The sequence below is a fragment of the Bacillus sp. 22475 genome, from assembly GCF_052044835.1.
Lineage (GTDB): Bacteria > Bacillota > Bacilli > Bacillales > Bacillaceae_G > Bacillus_A > Bacillus_A cereus.
The window spans coordinates 67,111-80,706 of the sequence record NZ_JBQENW010000009.1; the positions used below are offsets into that span (position 1 = coordinate 67,111).

Genomic DNA, 13,596 nt, shown 5'->3' on the forward strand with positions numbered 1-13,596 from the left:
GGATGATAAATGGAGATAAAACAATTAATTACATTTAAAGTAGCAGCAGATACTTTGAACTTTACACAAACTGCGAAGAAATTAAACTTTGCCCAATCGAGCGTTACAGCACAAATTAAAACATTAGAGGCTGAGCTCGGTACACCACTATTTGAGAGATTAGGGAAACGTCTTTTCTTAACTGAAGCAGGAAGAAAGTTTCAACTATATGCGGACAAGATAATCGCACTTAGTAACGCAGCGAAGACGGCTGTGAAAGATGATGAGGAAATAGCAGGTACGTTAATAATTGGTGCACAAGAAAGTCAATGTACATACAGACTGCCTTCTATATTAAAGAGGTTTAAAGCACAATTCCCAAAAATAAAACTTATATTTAAACCAGCACATTCCAATAAAGATGCGAAGGAACAATTGATGGAGGGAAAAGTAGATCTTGCATTTATTTTGGATGAGTGTAAAACAGAAGATGTTTTACATGTGGAACCGCTTATGAAAGAAGAATTAAAAGTAGTAGCTGCTCCTACACATCGTTTACTTGAACAGACTACTGCTTCTATAAAAGATTTAGAGAGTGAAACACTGTTACTAACAGAATTAGGCTGTTCATATAGAACTTTATTTGAAGAGCTATTTCGCGGGGAAGACGTATATCCAGCAAATAAAATTGAATTTGTTAGTGTTGAAGCAATTAAACAATGTGTTATTGCAGATTTAGGTATAGCCGTTTTACCAGCGATAGTAGTAGAAAAAGATATACGGGAAGGGACGTTAAAGGAGTTAATGTTAAACGAAACAATATCTCCAATTTATACACAAATTGCTTGGCATAAAGATAAATGGATGACAGCACCACTGCAGCAATTTATTGATGTAACGAGGGAGTTTTTTACAACAGATTAAGTGGAGAAATATTTATTTTATATAAAAGAAAAAATGGCAATTTTGTATAAAGAACCGATGCTTGAATATAACAAGTATCGGTTCTTTATGTTTTAAATATAGAATGCTATAAAATGTGTATTTCTCAACTTTTTTCTTACAAGGATAAGTAAAATTCTTCGTATATTCCAATAATCATAAGGGAATTTACAACATTTATTCGTTTCTGTAAGATGCATCTAGGAAGCGTGAAAGGAGGGCTTACATAGCAGTATAGGTTGTCTTTAGTATATATAATCATTTTGAGGGGGAATTTAAAATGTTTAAAAAGTTAATGAAAGTATGCGTGTTAAGTGCGGCAAGTATAGGTGTATTATTTAGTTTCCAAGGAAGTACATTTGCAGCTACTGATTTAAGCAGTTATTATGACGGGAAAAATCCAGCAACAACGAAAGTATACGGGGGAAGTACGACGTGTGATGCAGATGGATTTAATGCAAAGTCTACAGCAGTTTATGAAGGTAGTAAAAAAGTAGGAACAGTGTATTTACGTTACAGTAATAAATGTCATGCAGCATGGTCTAAGCTTGTTTTAGATCAACCAGCTCCTTCTGTTTCTGGAGGGGTATATGCTTACGCTGTTATTAATAAATATAAAAATGGTGTATTCCAAAAATCAGTAGACTCTAATAGTGGCAATGGAGCAATAAAAACAGGACAAACGAGTACGTATACAGGAATGGTGTTTGATTTAACTGCTGATTTTGGTTATACAGCTGATGCCGAAGCGGTGACGATTAATAATGGTTACGGGAAAACAGCACGTTATTAATAAAGGAGCGAAATGATATGAAACTTTTAAAAAAGACGAGTGCATGTTTATTGCTATCTTTACTCGTTGTAACTAGTATGTTTAGTACGACTAATAGAGATAAAGCATACGCAGAAGACCATTCATATGATGGGAAAAGTCCTTATTATAATAGCTGTGATCAATCCGCAGTAACGAAAGAAAAGAAGTGGATTGATTCAAATTCTTATGTAGAATTAAAATTTAGCACGACGTGTAAGACAGCATGGGCAAAAGTTACTGTAACTCGCCTGGCAATTTATAATAATGAAGCTGATGCAAGGATTGTTAGAAAAACAGATGGAAAGGCATACACTTGCGGAAGTGCTGGAGGAAATGGTGTTGTAAATAAAGGGCAAACATCATGCTATACGCCAATGGTATATGATTTAGATCCAAGAAAGGCACAAGCACAAGGGAAACATGCCATTCCGAATAGTGATGCATATAATTATGCGGAGACTATTTGGTATTGATACGATTATACATGTTTTAAGAGCTGTTATTTGATATAAAAAAAGAAAGAGCCTTACTGCATTTTATTGTGGTAAGGTTCTTTAAAATTGTTTAATAGATTAAGTACATCCATTTACAAAGGTCTGTCTATATAATCGCTTTTAAGTATGGCCATAATAATTTCATCTGAGTATGTATCGTTATAAAATAAAGATTGACGTAAGGTTCCTTCTTTTACAAAACCAACTTTTTCATAAGCTTTAATTCCGCGTAAATTATGGCTAAATACTTCTAACTGTAAACGATTTAATGATAGTTGTTCAAAAGCAAAACTTAAAACTATTTTAATAGCTTCAGTTCCATAGCCTTGTCCTGTTAATGCTATTGAAATCATTGATATTCTGAATCCTGCTCTTTTGTTCTCCTCATCGATATCTAAAATCGACAACTCTCCAATCATCTCGTCAGTACTTTGTAAACAAATAGCGAAATCATAGCGACTTGAATCATTATTTATATGATCTATATGTTTCGTAATTTGCCCCAATGAAAAAGTGGACTTAGTTCCAGTCATATATCTTATTTCATCATCCATTGTACTTTCTAATATAATAGGAGCATCTAGCTGACAAAGAGGCCTTAAATAAATTCTTTCGCTCTCTAATCTCATTATAATTTTCTCCTTTAGTTAGTAATTGAATGTATAAATACTTAAACTTTCTTCAATGAGTTACATAAAAAATATGAATCTTAATTCGATGTTACATGAATTTTATAATGGCATGGTATACCTAAAACAAATAATAAATGTTTTATACACAACAAAATGTATCAACGAGTTTTTAATAGATATTTTAAGCTGAAAAATAAGCATGTATCACTAAACTGCATCGTAGTTCAACAAAAATTAAATTATTTTATCGTTACTTTAAAAGCGCATGTTTTGATCGCTTTTCAAAACAAGCCCTTTCTTTTTATTTATTTATCCCCCCTTAACGGATAGTAAGATTCCACATTCGAATTGCGAATGAAACAGAGTAGGTAGGTGGAAGTGGGCTCACTCTTAAAAGCCTGATTTAGTATGGATGATCCTTTAATGTTTTTGGGATAATTTAACATTAAATATTTTCTTTTATCCAAATTTATGCTGTAATTAAAACAAAGGAGGCAAATAAATGGGGAATGAGATTAAACGATATGTAATATGTACTTTAATATTTACATGGACACTTTGGGGGTTATTAATTAGCTTGATAAGATTAAACATTACGACATTTGGTACACCGCTAGCGATGATACTATTTGTTTTCGGTGGGATTATGCCGGCAATCATTGCGATTAGTCTAAAGAAAAAATATGGATCACAAGAGGAGTTTAGAAGTTTTATTAAAAATATTGTAAATCCTAAACATCACTTTGCATGGTATATTCTAATCATTATTCTAGCTTTTATTAGCTGTTATCTTCCGACAATATTTGGTGGAGCAAAGATGCAAACACCATTATACGTGGCATTACTTAGTTTTCCAATAATGATCGTTGGTGGTGGTCTTGAAGAAATTGGATGGAGAGGATTCTTACAACCTGCCCTTCAGAAAAGGTTTTCGGTATTTTTAAGTACGGTTATTGTGAGTGGTATATGGGCTATTTGGCACTGGCCGTTATGGTTTATTCCAGGCACGAATCAAACTCAAAGGGATTTTATAGCCTTTATAATTACGACATTTGCCGTATCTTTCTTATTAACTACAATTATCAACGCAACTAAAAGTATTTTTATGTGTCTAATTTTTCATGCGCTTCTTAATTCTTTTTGGAGTGTGTACGTGCCAAATGATAAAGTGTTACCAGCGTTTTCAGCTTGTATTTTCGGAATTTTCGTGTTTATTTTGTATACATTCATAATAAAAAGAAAGAACCTCTTATTGATTAGGTAACTGAAATAATAAAAGGAAACATATTAATATATTATTTATGGATATGAAACTAGTTAATAAGAACACGGCACAAACATAATTAAAATATATTACAAGTTTGTGCCGCAAAAAAATTGCAAGACTATAAACAACATCAAAAAGAATGAAGAGCCTTTCCATATATATAAACACTGCTAACGATAGTTATAGGAGTTCATTTGTTTGAACAATTGAATTAACTAAGGTCTGTATCAGGAGGAGTATATCCAAGGTGACGAGCCATAGATACAATTTGTCCTTTATGGTGAAATTCATGCGTCTCCGTATGAGTTAAAAGCCATAGCGGAGTTGTGCTCCAAGGTTCTTTTTGCCATTTCACTTCATTTGCTATATTTTCGAGCCAACGGTCATTGTATTCATCTAAAAAACGTTGTACAGTCTCATCTACTAACTTAAATCTAGCGCGAACTTTTTCCACATCTGCATGCTCAATTTCGTAATCGCTAGCAAATGAAAAATCTGCTCTTTTTTGCTTGAATGCGAATGATCCAAGCCAGTATCGATAGCAATCGGCTACATGAATATGAGTCTTTATAATGCTACCGCTTCCGAAATTCGGAACAGTGCTATGTAATTTTTCTAATGGGATTTCTTCTAAAAATGTGAATAGAGTTTCTCTTGTAGAGCTAATAAGATTATATTGCTGTTTTAAAATATGTAACATGCAAGTACACTCCTCTTTTATTTACATAGTAAGTAATTCTATATTTACGAGGAGTGAACCTTTTTATTATTTTTAATAGGCATATTAGATGTATTTCTTATTTGTTTCTGATAGATTAAACAAGGTCAAACTTTAATAAGTTGAACATTCTTAGTTCATAATAAATTGTACATCAAGAAGGAGAACGATAACATGAATAGACTAGTGGGTTTAAAACAATTTGAAATAACGCGCGGGGCGTTACTTAAATTTATGGAAACGTTAGATGATAAAACTGCAGATACGCAGCCAGAGGGTTTTAACAATACAATTCGTTGGCATATCGGTCACGTGTTAACAGCAGCAGAAGTTTTCATGTTTGGAAAAGAATTCAAACAATTACCAACTGAATATCCAGGTATGTTTGGGTATGGATCACGACCATCTAAATGGAAAACAGAAGGACCATCGTTAGAAGTGTTAACGGCTCAATTAAAAGAACAAGCAAAACGTATTAACGAAATTCCAGCAGAAGCATTTGAAAATAAACTGCCAGAGCCATTCCTAGGATTGGAAACAGTAGGGGAGCTTTACGGTATGATGCTTTATCATGAAGCTGATCATATTGGTCAGATGAAAGCGATGGAACGTATTATTAAGGCTCTTTAGTCTTAATTGCATATAACAAGCAATACAGGTGTAATGTTAAATAATATATACAAAAAAGGTAGATAAATTATTATCTACCTTTTTTGTATAACTTCTTGAAGGATTAGGGATTATCATCGTGATGCTGATGAAGAAGGATAAGAGAATTTTATAATTTTTATGGTGTGATTATTAATTATAGTATTCCTAAATATGGAATATACGTATAATGATAGAGAAGAACTAGAAATAGGGGTGAATACTATGATTACATTAGAGCAAAAGTTGGAGCAATATACACATACATATGTACAGTTAAAGGGAGAACTAAAATGGAAAACGAGTGATTCTCGAACAGGAATGATGATTGCTGCTATGTATGCAGGTAGTGATAAATTGTTTGATCTCGGACGTTTTTTAGAAATTAGTAGTTATATTAAGAATCAGGTAGGGATGTTTTCATACTTAAAGTCTTATCATCGTTTTGTAGTGGCCGCAACATTAGATATTCACTTTACAGATTACAAGGAAGCTTTTCGGACGTTTTTAGATTTATATGAACAATTGGTCACTGGTGGCTTTAGCCGGAGTATATTTACTTATCTCGCAGCAGCTGTGCTTTTAACAGAAGAAAATGAACAGCATGGCACACATATTCAGCGTTCGATGCAAGTATATAAACGCATGAAAAAGGATCACCTCTTTCTTACAAGTACAAATGATTATCCGCTCGCAGTTTTATTAGCAGGACAATCAGAGCGTGTAGAAACACTTATGGACCGAGTGGAACGTCTTTATCAGAAACTAGCGACAGCTGGTTTGCGTAAAGGGAATGATCTTCAATTTTTGAGTCATATTCTTTCACTAAAGAAGGATGTCAGGGAAGAACTATTAGTTGCAAAATGTACAAATATATGGAATTTGTTAAAGCAAGAAAAGGTAAAAGTAAAACAGATGCATTACCCAGCTATCGGGCTACTAGCGTTACTCGAGGATGGAGAAAAAGAGATTCATTCTATTCGATCATTTATTGAAAAATTGCAGGGGGATAAATTGTTCCGTTGGCATACAGATACAAATATTCTTATTGCTATTCAATTGTTCGTAAGTCAGAAAGGTGAGGAAAGTAAAGCTACCAACACAGGTTTACAAACAATGATAGAAGTCCTCATACAAGCACAACAGGCAGCCATGATGGCAACGATTGCCGCTTCATCTGCAGCAACATCTTCTGCTAGTAGTGGTTCATAATTTGTAATTGCTTATGTTCTTGTAAATTATGATGAATCTATAACGAACGGTTTAAAAAATATTAATAAAAAAGGCCCATCACTTTCTAATGAGTGATGGGCTAACTGTTTTTATATAATCAGCATTATCTTTTCGACTCCTTCAAATGTTTGAGCTGCGTAACGATCATTATGCTAATAACAACGAGTAAAAACCAGGAACTAATTTTGCTTAAGTGAACGAGATTCCACGCTTCCTGTTGATTTGGGTATTGCCATGCACCGAAAAATGTTGCGATGTTCTCTGCAATCCGAATAAAGAATCCGATAAGGAAAAAGGAGAGAACGAGTGGCATTTTATATGTAACGCCTTGTAATGAAAATTCTACAAATGTGCGAGAGAAAACAATGAATAATAGTAAAGTTAATATCCATCTAAAGTCGTATGTAAAGTGGTGTGTGAAAAAATTGAAGTAAATCATAGCTCCTAACGGTACGGAAAAAATAGTTTTCGGCCAATGGTGCATTTGTAAATACAATCTTCTCCACGATTGGCATATGTAACTTGCGACACTCGCATACATAAAACCACTGTAAAGCGGAACTCCAAAAATCTTCGAATATGCTTCTTCAGGATAACTACATGAACCGAAATGAACTTTATATATTTCTAGTAAAAGGCCGATAAGATGGAAGACAGTAATTACTTTTAATTCGTCTTTCGTCTCAAGTTCAATTTTGTACATAATCCATTGCATAAGAAGACATACGATGAGTATGAAATCATAGTGGTATAACCCAGGGATAGAAATGATTTTTGAAAGGGCTAGTGTCAAGAAAATAACGACTGGGAATAAGCAGGATAATGCTTGTTCGTAAGTGAAATGTAGTAGTTGTTTTATATAGAACATTGTGTCACCTTCGGTGTTTTTTTGTTAGAAAAATCAAAATAATTAATAAGTATACTACAATTTAAAAAATAATCCAGTAGTCTATTTTGCATGTATTTGTAAGTTTTAGAAGGGAATTGTAATGACTATTTTAATATTGTAGCAAAGTAAAAAAATAGTTGCTATTTAAAAAAGGTGGGGATATAATAGCTAAATGAAAATGATAATTATTATCAATAATGATTACAAATAAAAAATAATTATAAAAAACAACTGAATATAAAGGATGAAATGAAACATGTTACATAAATCTACTGTACATGCTGGTAATAACCGCTGGATACATATTAAGTTCATATGTTTTATGAGCTTAACAATTTTATGTTTAATCGGATCTATATTTTTAGCCATTTCATTTGGTGCAAAGGATATCCATTTACAAACGGTGTGGGCAGCGGTTTTTGATTATAATCCGAAATTAACGCAGCATCAAATTATTTATGAATTAAGGCTTCCGAGAGTAATTGGAGCGGCAGTTGTAGGAGCAGCTTTTGCGGTTGCTGGTGCCGTTATGCAAGGAGTAACACGAAATCCTTTAGCTGATGCAGGTGTACTCGGAATAAATGCAGGTGCGATGTTTGTAGTAGCACTTAGTTTTGCTTTTTTCCCGCATATGCCGTATTCCTATTTAATGATTGTCTCCTTTATTGGAGCAGTCTTAAGTACAGTACTCATTTTTATTATAGGATCAGCAACATCAGGTGGATTAACACCAATGAGGTTAACGATTGCTGGAGCGGTTATGGCAGCGCTTTTACATTCATTAAGTTCAGGTGTTGCGATTTATTATGATTTAAGTCAAGATTTAGCGTTCTGGTACGCTGGTGGTGTTGCAGGGGTTAAGTGGGAACACTTGAAATTTTTAGTTCCTATTATTCTTATAACGATTGTTTTCGCGACAATGCTAGGGGGATCTATTTCACTTATATCAATGGGGGATGATGTCGCTACGAACTTAGGTGTGAAAACAAATCGAACGAGAATATTAGGGATGATTATAGTAGTTATTCTGGCAGGTGTTTCTGTTTCAGCTGTTGGTTCAATTGGGTTTGTAGGACTAGTTATCCCGCATATTGCTAGAAAATTAGTTGGTGTTAATTATAGACTCATTATTCCTATGTCAGCGTTATTAGGAGCTATGTTATTAGTTGTAGCTGATTTAGGGGCAAGAACAGTAAACCCTCCTAAGGAACTTGCGATAGGAATTATGGTAGCTCTTGTTGGAGTTCCGTTCTTCCTCTATATAGCACGTAAAGTTGGGAGGGAGTTATAAGTGAAAGGTCTTTTTAACACGGATAAAAAGAGAGCTATTACTGTAACTACAATATTTGGATGTGTAAGTATCGCTGTAATTTTAATTAGTTTGAATACAGGAACATTGAGTATAGCGCCACTTAAAGTAATTCAAACACTTTTTGGTTATGGTGATTTTGAGAGTGCAACCGTGCTATACGACTACCGTATGCCAAGAATTATAATTACAACGCTAGCCGGTATTGGCCTTGGGATTTCTGGTGCGATTTTGCAAGGGCTATCTCGCAATGCGCTGGCCGATCCTGGTATTCTTGGACTGCATTCGGGTGCAGCTTTCGGCCTAATTATATTTGTTACTTTCTTTCATTCTATTAATGAGAATGCATCGATTTTAATACCGTTATTTACATTTGGCGGGGGAGTATTAGCTGCATTTCTTATTATTTTACTTGCGAGTGATCGGTCAAAAGGTTTGCTTCCTATTAGACTTATTCTCGTAGGTATTGCAGTTTCAGCTGGTTTTAGTGCGATTTCGTTATTTTTCTCGCTCAAGTTAAATGATGAGACATACACATTCGCTTCTAGGTGGTTAGTTGGTAACGTGTGGGGGAGAGATTGGATTCATGTACTAGCATTATTACCTTGGATTTTTGTACTAACCCCGTATGCATGGCTAAAATCTAAAACGTTAAACGCACTGTCATTAGGTGATAGTGTAGCAGCAGGACTTGGTGTTTCTGTTCAAAAAGAACGGTTACTACTTTTAGCTACAGCGGTTGGATTATCTTGCGCCAGTGTATCAATGGCAGGAGGGATTGGGTTTATCGGCTTAGTTGCTCCGCATATCGCCAGAAAGTTAGTAGGTACTACCTATCAACACTTTCTTCCTTTAGCTGGCATTATCGGAATGATTATTTTAGTGCTAGCAGATACGATAGGTCGTTCTATATTTGAGCCAAACTCTATTCCAGCTGGTGTAGTAGTGGCAGCTTTAGGAGCACCTTATTTTCTTTATTTACTTACAAAAACAAAATAAATACTTCAAAGAGGAGAACATATGAAAAAGAAACTTACTATTTTATTTAGCATGATGTGTATTTTAGTATTAGCAGCATGTGGTCAAACGAAAGCTAATGAAGAGGCAACGAAAAAAACGGAAAAAAGTAATGACCCAAAAATTGCTTCAATGTCTATTCATTTAACGAATGATTTACTTGCATTAGGAATTACACCAGTAGGTTCTGTTATTGGTGGAGATTTAAAAGATTTCTTACCGCACGCTAAAGAGAAGTTGAAAGATACGAAGAAGCTTGGTGTTGTAACAGATCCGAATATGGAAGCGTTACTTCAATTAAAGCCAACTGACATTTATATTGATGAAAAATATGCGGGTAAAGATGTAGCGAAATACGAAAAAATTGCGAAAACACATTCTTTCAATTTAGATGAAGGTACGTGGAGAGATCATTTAAAACAAGTTGGTAAACTTGTAAACCGTGAGAAAGAAGCGGATAAATATATTAAAGATTACGAAGAGCAATCAAAACGAGTTAAAAGTTTAATAGATAAAGAGCTAGGTAAGAACGAAAAAGTAATGGCAATTCGCGTTACTGCAAAAGAATTACGTGTATTTAGTACAAAAAGACCGATGGGACCAATTTTATTCCAAGACTTAGGGTTACAGCCTGCAAATGGTGTAGAGAAAATTGATGGAAACCGTCCTTTCGAAGTCATTTCACAAGAAGTATTACCTGACTTTGATGCAGATGCGATTTTCGTTGTTGTAAATAGAGATGATAAAGCAAAAGCTGCATTTAAACAACTTCAAGAAACACCAATTTGGAAAGACTTAAAAGCAGTTAAAGGCAAGCACGTATACATTATCAATGATCAACCATGGCTTGACTATTCTGCTTTAGGAAACAAAATGGCAATGGATGAAGCGGAGAAAATGTTTACGAAATAATATAGTTTTGCTATTAGGAAAGGCCCTCTAAATTTGGAGGGCCTTTCTGTTATTGTTAGAATAAATAAAAAATTATACAATAAAGTTAATTCAATATGGAGGAGATGTGCCAATGTCAGCGCTTATTGTAAGTATCCCGTTTATAAAGCAGTTTATGGAACAAGGGGATAAATAGGCTAAAATAAGTATCCCTGTTACTTAAAAAGGGGGAGTTTGAAATGACAATGAATCTTTTTCGAAATAAAACGATCAAATTATCAGCTAGTAGAGAAAAAGATGCTGAAGTAATGGCTATATGGCAAGAAGATAGTGAGTATTTAAGAAATGTTGATACAGATGTAGCATTCCCGCGATCTTTAAATGAAATAGCAAGTGATGGGTTATTAAAGGGACGGAGATCGAATAGTATATCTTTCATGCTAAGAACAGTTCAAGATGATCGCTTAATTGGTTTTATTGCAATTCATGGCATAGAGTGGAATAACAGAACAGGTTTATTAGCCATTGGTATAGGAGATGTAAATGATAGGGGAAAAGGATATGGGAAAGAAGCAATACATCTTATTCTAAAGTATGCTTTCTATGAATTGAATTTACACCGCATCGGTCTCGATGTTATTTCGTATAATAAATCTGCCATTGCATTGTATAAAAAGATGGGTTTTCAAATGGAAGGCTGTATGAGAGAAGCGGTTCAAAGAGACGGGAAGTGTTTTGACCGTATAATTATGGGGATATTGCGGGATGAATGGATAGAGATGCAAGGTTAGAAAGTACATTCGAAATTATATATGTAGTATGCAGGAGATATAATGGTAATTGGCGAAAATTTACAGTGTACTGATTGAATTTATAAGGAGTCATGCAAAATGAATTTAGAAAAGGCAAAACCAGTAAATGAAGAGGTCGCCGAATTAAAAGAACTTATTAAAGAGTTACACGGAAGTGTACACCAACTTCAAAGTGAAGTGCAGCAACTAAGGCACGAAAGACCAGTTGTTGAAGTGAGAAAAGGTGTTCAATTATCACCAACAATTGTCGGACAAATTGGTGGTATGATTTTAGGTGGTTTAGCAATTATCGGTATATTTTGGTGATGAAAAAAGGTTTGCAGCACGGATGCTGCAAACCTTTTGTATTTGATGATATAATTTCATGCAATATAAATTTTACATTAAATAACGTAAATATATATAAGCATGTGATAACAAGAGTGCAACAATAGTTAATGGTAAACCAATTTTTAAGAAGTCCATATAAGAGAAGCCATGTCCTTCACGTTTTGCAATACCAGCAACGACTACGTTTGCAGATGCTCCGATTAGCGTTCCATTTCCTCCTAAGCAAGCTCCAAGAGATAACGCCCACCATAGCACTTCGATTTGCTGAGAATCGACAGATAGTCCGAGTCCTGTAGCTAAGTCTTGAATAAGAGGGATCATCGTTGCGACAAATGGGATGTTGTCGATTGTTGCAGATGCGATGCCAGATACCCATAAAATAAGTATAGCTGCGAATCCGATGTCACCGTTTGTTACGTCGATTACTTCTTTTGCAAGTGAAGAGATAAGTCCGATATCAATTAACCCGCCAACGAGAACAAATAATCCGGCGAAGAAGAAAATGGTAACCCATTCAACGTGGGCAAATACATCTTCAATATCATGTTCTTTCACGCCGATTAACATAAGAAGTGTAGCGCCTGTCATCGCGATAACAGCAGCGTCTACATGAATAATCGAATGAAGTACGAAGCCTAAAATAGTTAGTCCTAAAATCGAAATAGATTTTAAAAGGAGGCTTTGATCTTTAATGTAATCTTTTTCGTTTAATGCCATTAGTTTTTCGATTTGTTCAGGTGTTGTTTTTAGTTTGTTACGATACATGAAGTAAATAATGCCAAGTGTCACGATAGAAATAATAATTACGATTGGAGCTAAGTTAAGTAAAAAGGCGTTAAAGTCTAAATGCTTGTTTGCTGATCCAATCATAATATTAGGTGGATCACCGATTAATGTTGCTGTTCCGCCTATATTTGAAAATAGCACTTCTGAAATCAAATAAGGCACAGGATTTACTTTTAAAATACGTGTAATGGATAATGTAACAGGAACGATTAATAAAACGGTCGTTACATTGTCCAAAAATGCTGATCCGACAGCAGTTAATAGGGATAGTAATAATAAAATGCGAATCGGTTTTCCACCAGCTGCTTTTGCCGCTTTAATGGCCACAAATTCAAAGACGCCTGATTGACTCGTAATATGTACGAGAATCATCATCCCAATTAAAAGGGTAATCGTTTCCCATTGAATATGTGATGTGAAAGCAGTATGTAAATCTACAACTCCAAAAATAATCATAATAGCAGCACCGAATAGTGCGATTACAGCACGATTCAATTTCTCAGAAATAATAAATCCGTACGTGATTAAAAATACGGCAATTGCAAAATAATATTGCCAATTTGCTACTTCATGTGCTGATTGTCCCAATCATGTCACCTTCTTTAAAGTATGTATTCAATTGTCGAAATGTATCTCGCTGCAATAATGCGGGATAAAATATATTGTAGCAAATTCAAAAAAGAAAGAAAACTATTTAACAAAGTGAAGGAAAAAATGTATTTTTTACATATCATATAAAAAATATAAAAAACACAGTGCAAATTATTAGGAAAAGTGAGCGTTGTCCTCTAATATAGAGATAGCAATTTACATTATTTTTGCGTAAAATGGTTTA

The 13,596-nt window shown here is 34.4% G+C and carries 15 protein-coding genes; 11 read left to right on the forward strand and 4 right to left on the reverse strand.

Annotation, left to right across the window (positions count from 1 at the left end; all coding sequences use genetic code 11):
* The first annotated feature begins 9 nt into the window (after window positions 1-9).
* From ACTJJY_RS16165 to ACTJJY_RS16175, 3 genes are all read left to right on the forward strand, one after another.
* Entirely contained in the window at window positions 10-903 is an 894-nt protein-coding gene (locus ACTJJY_RS16165; RefSeq protein WP_440605992.1) for a LysR family transcriptional regulator, read from the forward strand.
* 298 nt (window positions 904-1,201) lie between these two features.
* A complete protein-coding gene (locus ACTJJY_RS16170; protein WP_000473735.1) occupies window positions 1,202-1,714 on the forward strand; it encodes a DUF2690 domain-containing protein in 513 nt (170 codons plus the stop codon).
* A 17-nt stretch (window positions 1,715-1,731) separates the two neighbouring features.
* The gene (locus ACTJJY_RS16175) at window positions 1,732-2,208 is read left to right on the forward strand and encodes a DUF2690 domain-containing protein (RefSeq protein WP_440605993.1); all 477 of its coding nucleotides are present in this window, start codon (window positions 1,732-1,734) and stop codon (window positions 2,206-2,208) included.
* Between the two features lie 113 nt (window positions 2,209-2,321).
* Here the strand turns inward: ACTJJY_RS16175 and ACTJJY_RS16180 are convergent, their stop codons facing one another.
* Window positions 2,322-2,858 carry a GNAT family N-acetyltransferase gene (locus tag ACTJJY_RS16180; protein WP_377856045.1) on the reverse strand — a complete coding sequence of 179 codons (537 nt, stop codon included), beginning with the start codon at window positions 2,856-2,858 and terminating at the stop codon, window positions 2,322-2,324.
* Between the two features lie 505 nt (window positions 2,859-3,363).
* On the opposite strand from ACTJJY_RS16180, the gene ACTJJY_RS16185 reads away from it, so the two are divergent.
* Window positions 3,364-4,125 (forward strand): CPBP family intramembrane glutamic endopeptidase, encoded by a 762-nt coding sequence (locus ACTJJY_RS16185; RefSeq protein ID WP_440605994.1) that lies wholly within the window; start codon window positions 3,364-3,366, stop codon window positions 4,123-4,125.
* A gap of 214 nt (window positions 4,126-4,339) precedes the next feature.
* On the opposite strand, the gene ACTJJY_RS16190 is transcribed toward ACTJJY_RS16185, so the two are convergent.
* Complete coding sequence (locus tag ACTJJY_RS16190; RefSeq protein ID WP_377895265.1) at window positions 4,340-4,828, reverse strand: DinB family protein; 489 nt, start codon at window positions 4,826-4,828, stop codon at window positions 4,340-4,342.
* Between the two features lie 192 nt (window positions 4,829-5,020).
* On the opposite strand from ACTJJY_RS16190, the gene ACTJJY_RS16195 reads away from it, so the two are divergent.
* The gene (locus ACTJJY_RS16195) at window positions 5,021-5,476 is read left to right on the forward strand and encodes a DinB family protein (RefSeq protein ID WP_001081119.1); all 456 of its coding nucleotides are present in this window, start codon (window positions 5,021-5,023) and stop codon (window positions 5,474-5,476) included.
* A gap of 192 nt (window positions 5,477-5,668) precedes the next feature.
* On the forward strand, window positions 5,669-6,706 hold the full coding sequence (locus tag ACTJJY_RS16200) for a DUF4003 domain-containing protein (protein WP_440605995.1): 1,038 nt from the start codon (window positions 5,669-5,671) through the stop codon (window positions 6,704-6,706).
* Window positions 6,707-6,830: 124 nt separating this feature from the next.
* On the opposite strand, the gene ACTJJY_RS16205 is transcribed toward ACTJJY_RS16200, so the two are convergent.
* Window positions 6,831-7,595: a DUF817 domain-containing protein gene (locus ACTJJY_RS16205; protein WP_440605996.1), complete on the reverse strand. Its 765-nt coding sequence runs from the start codon at window positions 7,593-7,595 to the stop codon at window positions 6,831-6,833.
* A 277-nt stretch (window positions 7,596-7,872) separates the two neighbouring features.
* On the opposite strand from ACTJJY_RS16205, the gene ACTJJY_RS16210 reads away from it, so the two are divergent.
* The 5 genes from ACTJJY_RS16210 to ACTJJY_RS16230 all read left to right on the forward strand — a co-directional run bounded on the left by ACTJJY_RS16210 (window position 7,873) and on the right by ACTJJY_RS16230 (window position 11,951).
* Window positions 7,873-8,907 carry a FecCD family ABC transporter permease gene (locus ACTJJY_RS16210; RefSeq protein WP_440605997.1) on the forward strand — a complete coding sequence of 345 codons (1,035 nt, stop codon included), beginning with the start codon at window positions 7,873-7,875 and terminating at the stop codon, window positions 8,905-8,907.
* Window positions 8,908-9,924: a FecCD family ABC transporter permease gene (locus tag ACTJJY_RS16215; RefSeq protein ID WP_434164136.1), complete on the forward strand. Its 1,017-nt coding sequence runs from the start codon at window positions 8,908-8,910 to the stop codon at window positions 9,922-9,924.
* A 21-nt stretch (window positions 9,925-9,945) separates the two neighbouring features.
* On the forward strand, window positions 9,946-10,854 hold the full coding sequence (locus ACTJJY_RS16220; protein ID WP_157417784.1) for an iron-hydroxamate ABC transporter substrate-binding protein: 909 nt from the start codon (window positions 9,946-9,948) through the stop codon (window positions 10,852-10,854).
* Between the two features lie 218 nt (window positions 10,855-11,072).
* A complete protein-coding gene (locus ACTJJY_RS16225; protein WP_440605998.1) occupies window positions 11,073-11,624 on the forward strand; it encodes a GNAT family N-acetyltransferase in 552 nt (183 codons plus the stop codon).
* Between the two features lie 99 nt (window positions 11,625-11,723).
* On the forward strand, window positions 11,724-11,951 hold the full coding sequence (locus ACTJJY_RS16230) for a hypothetical protein (protein ID WP_001047304.1): 228 nt from the start codon (window positions 11,724-11,726) through the stop codon (window positions 11,949-11,951).
* Window positions 11,952-12,023: 72 nt separating this feature from the next.
* On the opposite strand, the gene ACTJJY_RS16235 is transcribed toward ACTJJY_RS16230, so the two are convergent.
* Entirely contained in the window at window positions 12,024-13,349 is a 1,326-nt protein-coding gene (locus ACTJJY_RS16235) for an ArsB/NhaD family transporter (RefSeq protein WP_440605999.1), read from the reverse strand.
* Between the last annotated feature and the right edge of the window lie 247 nt (window positions 13,350-13,596).

Bases quoted from the DNA above. Each gene is read 5' to 3' on its own strand.
- ACTJJY_RS16190 (WP_377895265.1), bottom strand. From the start codon at position 4,828: ATGTTACATATTTTAAAACAGCAATATAATCTTATTAGCTCTACAAGA.
- ACTJJY_RS16185 (WP_440605994.1), top strand. From the start codon at position 3,364: ATGGGGAATGAGATTAAACGATATGTAATATGTACTTTAATATTTACA.
- ACTJJY_RS16195 (WP_001081119.1), top strand. From the start codon at position 5,021: ATGAATAGACTAGTGGGTTTAAAACAATTTGAAATAACGCGCGGGGCG.
- ACTJJY_RS16225 (WP_440605998.1), top strand. From the start codon at position 11,073: ATGACAATGAATCTTTTTCGAAATAAAACGATCAAATTATCAGCTAGT.
- ACTJJY_RS16170 (WP_000473735.1), top strand. From the start codon at position 1,202: ATGTTTAAAAAGTTAATGAAAGTATGCGTGTTAAGTGCGGCAAGTATA.
- ACTJJY_RS16220 (WP_157417784.1), top strand. From the start codon at position 9,946: ATGAAAAAGAAACTTACTATTTTATTTAGCATGATGTGTATTTTAGTA.
- ACTJJY_RS16165 (WP_440605992.1), top strand. From the start codon at position 10: ATGGAGATAAAACAATTAATTACATTTAAAGTAGCAGCAGATACTTTG.
- ACTJJY_RS16210 (WP_440605997.1), top strand. From the start codon at position 7,873: ATGTTACATAAATCTACTGTACATGCTGGTAATAACCGCTGGATACAT.
- ACTJJY_RS16230 (WP_001047304.1), top strand. From the start codon at position 11,724: ATGAATTTAGAAAAGGCAAAACCAGTAAATGAAGAGGTCGCCGAATTA.
- ACTJJY_RS16205 (WP_440605996.1), bottom strand. From the start codon at position 7,595: ATGTTCTATATAAAACAACTACTACATTTCACTTACGAACAAGCATTA.
- ACTJJY_RS16180 (WP_377856045.1), bottom strand. From the start codon at position 2,858: ATGAGATTAGAGAGCGAAAGAATTTATTTAAGGCCTCTTTGTCAGCTA.
- ACTJJY_RS16175 (WP_440605993.1), top strand. From the start codon at position 1,732: ATGAAACTTTTAAAAAAGACGAGTGCATGTTTATTGCTATCTTTACTC.
- ACTJJY_RS16200 (WP_440605995.1), top strand. From the start codon at position 5,669: ATGGAATATACGTATAATGATAGAGAAGAACTAGAAATAGGGGTGAAT.